The organism is Actinospineispora spinosispora DSM 44797 (assembly GCF_000429025.1).
Lineage (GTDB): Bacteria > Actinomycetota > Actinomycetes > Mycobacteriales > Pseudonocardiaceae > Pseudonocardia > Pseudonocardia spinosispora.
The window spans coordinates 1-5,706 of sequence record NZ_AUBB01000075.1 but is presented as its reverse complement, the minus strand read 5'-3'; the positions used below and the strand labels follow the sequence as shown (position 1 = coordinate 5,706).

Genomic DNA, 5,706 nt, shown 5'->3' with positions numbered 1-5,706 from the left:
CACCGCCGAGAACATCGACGTCAAGGAGGTTATCTGGGGTCGGGGACGGGAGTTGGTGACGTCGGTAGCCGCCCCGTCTGGGAGGTCAGGGGTCTCCTCTGTCCGGTTGCTCGCGGCTGGTTGGGGTCCTGGTCTCGGGGTTGGCTGGTGAGCATGGTGGGTTCGGTGGCCGCGGGGTTGTTGTCGGTGATCATCGTGATCGTCCCTGGTCCTGCTGACGAGCAGCGGCAGACCTCGCCCGAGCGACCGCCCGCACCGTCGGTGGAGGCCTCGGCGGTGCCGTCGGCCGGGTCCGAGGGCGGGTCGGGTGTGGCGCCTGGGTCGGCGGGGTTGGTCAGGTTCTTCGGTAACAGTTTGGGCTGGCGTGGGCAGGGTTCGTTCGGGCTGGATCGGTTGCGGGTGACCGATGATGCCTCCACGCCGGCGGGCCGGGTGCTGAGGGTGAGTTATCCGGCTGGGTCGGCGTCACCGCAGGCGGCTCGTAAGAGCGGCGGAGCGCAGGGCGGCGCCCAGGCGTATCTGCCCCTGTCCACGCCGAGGAACTCGGCCCGGCTGAGTTTTTGGGTGCGTTTTCCACCAGGGTTCGATTTCGTCAAGGGTGGAAAACTCCCCGGCTTGTATGGGGGTTCAGGCGGTTCCGGAGGAAAACACCGCGACGACGGGTTTTCCACCCGATTCATGTGGCGCGCCGGAGGCGTCGGTGAGGTGTATGTGTATCTACCTGGCGGGACTGGCTACGGAACCTCTCTCGGACGGGGATCATGGAAGTTCACCCCGGGTCGCTGGACCCAAGTCACTCAACAAGTCCAGCTCAACACTGCGGGCCAGGCGGACGGCGCGTTGACGGTGTGGGTGGACGGGCGGCAGGTGTTCACCCAGGGCGGGTTGACCTACCGCACTGGTCAGGGGCCGTTGATCGACGGGTTGTTCTTCTCCAGTTTCTTCGGCGGGTCCGACACGTCCTGGGCCAGCCCACGCGACCAGCACGTGGATTTCACCGGTTTCACCCTGACCGACTAAAAACCGGTCGCGGATTTTCGCGAGAGGAGGCCGGATTTGTTCGCCGGATTTCGTGGTTCTCACGAATCAGTGTCAGTCAGGCGTGCCTGTGGATTATCCGGGGGTTGGTGGGTTTCATCGTTACCGTCGGTTCTCATGTCGAAGGAATATGTGGCGGAACGCGCGATTCACAGTCCCGGCCACAGTGCCGGTCACGGTTCGGGTGAGCGGGTTTCCTGGGTGGTCGCGGACACGGTCGAATTTTCGTTGCACCTTCAGGCGTGTGCTTTCGTTGCGGGGTTGCGGTCTCGGGGGTTGTCGGTGAACACCGAGCGGGTTTATGCCGGGCGAGTTGCGTTGTATTTGACGTGGTGCGCCGAGTCCGCGGTGGTGTGGTCGGCGCCGGGGCTGCGGGGGTTGTCGCGGTTTCAGGACTGGTTGGTGAATGAGCCGTTGCCGGCCCGCTCGCCGCGCCGGGCGGGGGTGGCGCGGTTTCGGTCACGGTCCTCGGCGAACGCGGTGTTGACGGTGGTGGGTGAGTTCCTGCGGTTCGGCGCGGTGCACGGGTGGGTCGAGGCGGCGACGGTGGCGATGTTGGCCGCGCCTCGGGCACGTCGGATGTTGCCGCCGGGCACGGATCTGGGTGAGCGAGCCCAGTTCGGGCAGGTCGCGGCCGCCAGGTTCCGGTTCAAGAGCACCGAGGACGCCTGCGAGGTGTTGACCAGCGGGCAGGTGCGCCGGCTGGTGGAGCTGACCGGGCACGCACGCGACCGCTTTCTGGTGTTGGTGCTGGTGGTGACCGGGATGCGGATCGGCGAGGCGTTGGGGCTGCGTCGCGAAGACATGCACTTGTTGGCGACCTCGCGGGCGTTGGGGTGTTCGGTGTCTGGCCCGCACGTGCACGTCCGTCGCCGGGCCAACAGCAATGGCGCGTTGGCGAAATCGCGGTACCCGCGCTGGATTCCGGTCACCATCGAGTTGGTCGAGGCTTACACCGACTATCTGTATGAACGCGACCAGGCCGACGTCACCACCGACGCCGCCCCTGATGCGGCGGACGGTTGCGAGATGGTGTTCGTGAACCTGTTCCGGGCGCCGGTGGGTCGGGCGATGAACTACGACAACGCCAAGGAGTTGTTCGAGCGGCTGTCACGCACGGCCGGTTTCCCCGCCCGTCCGCACATGCTGCGCCACAGCGCGGCGACCGGCTGGCTACGCGCCGGGGTGTCCCGTGACGTCGTGCAACACCTGCTCGGGCACGTGTCCGCGTCCTCGCTGCAGCCCTACATACACATCGACGAGCGTGACACCCGAGCCGCGGTGGAAGCGGCCTGGCACACCGGGGCGACATCGGTCGCCATCTCAGGCACGGTGTCGGCCGCCACGGAGGGGCCGCGACGATGAGCATCCTCTCGCCAGCTAGCGGCCTTGTCTCACCGCCCGGCGGCAACCAGGGCCGGGGCGCTGAGTTGGCGGTCCGCGGCGCTCTGGATGGGCGGTGGGAAGCGTGGCTGGACACCCAGCTCGACCCGGACTGGCGGGTGGGCGAGTGGCGGAGGGACTGGTGGCTGTTCACCGGCGACCCCGCGCAGCGGTTCACCGCGATCCGCGCCTGTCGCACCCACGCGTGTGATCGCAGCGTGCGGGCTCAGGACACGTTCTGTCGGGCGTGTGACCTGGCCTGGCGGGCGGGCAGACCCGAAGGCGACACCAGCGATGAACGGCAGCGGGCGGCCGAGGCGTTCGCCGCCTCGCACCTGCCGTCGACGACCGGCCGAGGCGTGGCCGCGCCCCGGTGCACGGTGGTGCGCGATCAGCGCCAGTGCGTGCGCGCTGGTCAGTCGCGCGGATTGTGCTCGGGTCACGGCAGTATCTGGCGCAGCCGCTACCCAGACATGCAACCGGATCAGTGGGCCCGGCGGTTCGCTCTGCCGTTCACCGGCCCGGGGCCGTGCCCGGTCCCCGGTTGCGGGCGGCTACCGATGAACAGCCAAGGTTTGTGTCCATACCACTACAAGGCCTGGCCCGGCCCCAATTCGGGACCGCACGCTGATCGGGACCCGGCCCAGTGGGCACGACGGCAGCCTCCCTACCTCGACGGCAGCCAATTCTCACTCATCACGCTGGAGCCGCTGGCGCGGCGAGAACTGCTGTTCGGGTTGCAACGCATCGATGCGCAACGTCGAGTGGTGGACCCGTTCTGCATGCGCGTGATCGTGCGCGCGGTAGGTACAGCACCGACAGTGCTCGCGGCGAGGGCACAGGTCGACGAGCGGGTCGCGGGCAGAGCGAACCTGCGCGCGAAATGGGAAGCGCTGCGCTGGGCGATCGACACCGGCTACGCCCAGTTCCGCGGCGTCGACCCCGGACACGTCCAGGTGCTGGACCTGCGTGCGATCGGGCTACGTGACGCCACCGGGCGCCGTCGCGTTCTGTCGGGTACCGCGGATCTGAGTGTGATCGCCCAGCTGTGGTTACGGGGGTTGCTAGCCGGCTGGGCCGAGGCCGAGCGGCCCACCAACACCCAATTCCGGCACACCCTGCGCGCAGCCACCCTCGCCTCGCACGCCCTGGCCACTCGGCCCGGCGGCGGGGCCGACCCGGCCGCGCTGGGGATCGGTGAGGTCAGCGCAGTGGTCGAGGCCTTCCGCAACGCGGTCAAAGCAGACGGCAACCCCTACAACGTGACGACGCAGCGCATCTGGAACGGCGGTTTCTTCACCCTCATCGACTACGGCCGCCGAAGCGAGCTATGCCCACAGATCTCCGCCAAGTTCGAGCCCGACCGCAAACTGCACGCCATCCGAGCCTGCCACCCGGCCGACGACGAGACAGGCAAGGCCGTCCCCGAGCATGTCATCGCTCAGCTCGATGCCCACCTGCCCAGCCTGGGCACCGGCATGGTCTATGGCTGCCGGCTGTTGGCGGCCCCGGATTTGGCCGCGATGTATCAAACCGTGTACGTGCTGCTGCGCGATACCGGACGTCGCCCCGAAGAGATCGGATCGCTGCACCGCGACTGCCTCGACACCGACGCCGGCGCCCCGACACTGGTCTGGAACAACCACAAAAGCCGGCGCCTGCGCCGCCGACTGCCCATCACTGAAGCCACCGCCGCGGTGATCCGCGGCTGGCAGACCCGCCGTGACCTGCTCGAAGTGCCCACTCGAGGCGCTAAATACCTGTTCCCCGTCCTTGACCGCGGCAACGCTGATCATCTCACCAGCCCGCAGATCAGCACAGTCCTGCGCGCATGGGTAGTGAACGAGATTCCCGAGCTACGTGACGACACCGTCGATACCGACGGCAACCCGGCGCCGTTCGACCGCACCCGAATCTATCCCTACGCGTTTCGTCACGCCTATGCCCAACGCCATGCCGATGCCGGTACCCCGATCGACGTGCTGCGCGAATTGATGGATCACCGTTCGGTGTCCTCAACTCACGGCTATTACCAGGTCAGCCTCAAACGCAAGCGCGAAGCCGTGACCACCCTGGCCAGCCACGTGATCAACCGTTCCGGTGGGCGTGAACCGTGCTCCCCGGACGGCGGCACACAGCGATACGAGATGCGCACGGTCGCGGTGCCCTACGGCGGCTGCGCTGAGCCGTCCAACGTCAAAGCCGGCGGGCAGGCCTGCCCGATCCGGTTCCAATGCGCCGGCTGCGGGTTCTACCGCCCCGACCCGTCCTACCTGCCCGCGATCGACACCCACCTCAACCAGCTACGCGCCAACCGGGAAACCGCCCAAGCCATGAGCGCCGCCGAGTTCGTCACCACCGCCCTCGACCAAGAGATCACCGCCTATGAGGGGATCACCGCCACCATGCGCACCCGCCTGGCCGAGCTGCCCCACGGCGAACGCGTCGCGCTCGAAAAGGCCGCCGCGGTACTGCGCAAGGCCCGCCTCGCCGACCCCACCAAACCAGCCGACCCCACCCCAGCAGCCGGGATGTCCCTGCCGTTGACCGTGATCAACCACAACCACTCCGTCAACCACAACGAGGAGCTATGAGCCCGCGCAGCGCCGATCACCTGCACCAGGCCCGCCGGGACCAGAGCCGGCACAAACGCGAACGCGTCCTGGCCGCGCTGCGACAGATGCAACGCCGAGGTGAGGACATCACCTTCGCCGCGGTCGCCCGCCGGGCCCACGTGTCGCAGTGGCTGACCTACGCCGACGGCATCCGTGAACACATCGACACCGCGCGCGCCCACCAAGCCACACACTTGACCACCAGCGCAACTCAGGCCCCGAGCCCCGGCACGGCGAGCCTGCGCACCGACCTGGAACTCGCCCGCGCCGAGATCACCGCGCTACGCCACGAACGCGGCACCCTGCGCGACGCCGTGCGCCACCACCTCGGCCACCAACTCGACACCCAGCACACCGGCGACCTCATCACCCGCATCGACGAGCTCACCGCCACCACCCGCCGGCTCAACACCGACAACGAGCAACTCGCCCACGACAACACCGCGCTGCGCCACCAGCTCACCGACGCCGAAGACTCCCTCGCCGGCGCCCGCACCAGCCTCCGGCAAATGATCAAAGACCAGAACGCCGACGCACAACCCACAATCACCGGAAATTCACGATGAAACGCCGACACATTCAGCTCGCTGATGGTGCCTCAGGTCCCAGAAAGCCCCGGGACCTTCTCACCAGCACATTCACCGGACAACCCCAGATAAAGGAGGAGACC

General features: G+C 67.7%; 4 protein-coding genes. All 4 read left to right on the top strand.

Going from position 1 to position 5,706, the window contains the following annotated elements:
• The first annotated feature begins 153 nt into the window (after positions 1–153).
• The 4 genes from G406_RS59565 to G406_RS49295 all read left to right on the top strand — a co-directional run bounded on the left by G406_RS59565 (position 154) and on the right by G406_RS49295 (position 5,602).
• Entirely contained in the window at positions 154–1,020 is an 867-nt protein-coding gene (locus G406_RS59565; protein WP_037078237.1) for a polysaccharide lyase, read from the top strand.
• 420 nt (positions 1,021–1,440) lie between these two features.
• The gene (locus tag G406_RS49305; protein WP_211241246.1) at positions 1,441–2,403 is read left to right on the top strand and encodes a tyrosine-type recombinase/integrase; all 963 of its coding nucleotides are present in this window, start codon (positions 1,441–1,443) and stop codon (positions 2,401–2,403) included.
• Positions 2,404–2,981: 578 nt separating this feature from the next.
• Positions 2,982–5,015 (top strand): tyrosine-type recombinase/integrase, encoded by a 2,034-nt coding sequence (locus G406_RS49300; protein ID WP_211241245.1) that lies wholly within the window; start codon positions 2,982–2,984, stop codon positions 5,013–5,015.
• Positions 5,012–5,602, top strand: coding sequence for a DUF6262 family protein (locus G406_RS49295; RefSeq protein WP_051342558.1), 591 nt, complete (start codon positions 5,012–5,014; stop codon positions 5,600–5,602). Before G406_RS49300 ends, G406_RS49295 begins: the two co-directional genes overlap by 4 nt.
• Positions 5,603–5,706: the final 104 nt, after the last annotated feature.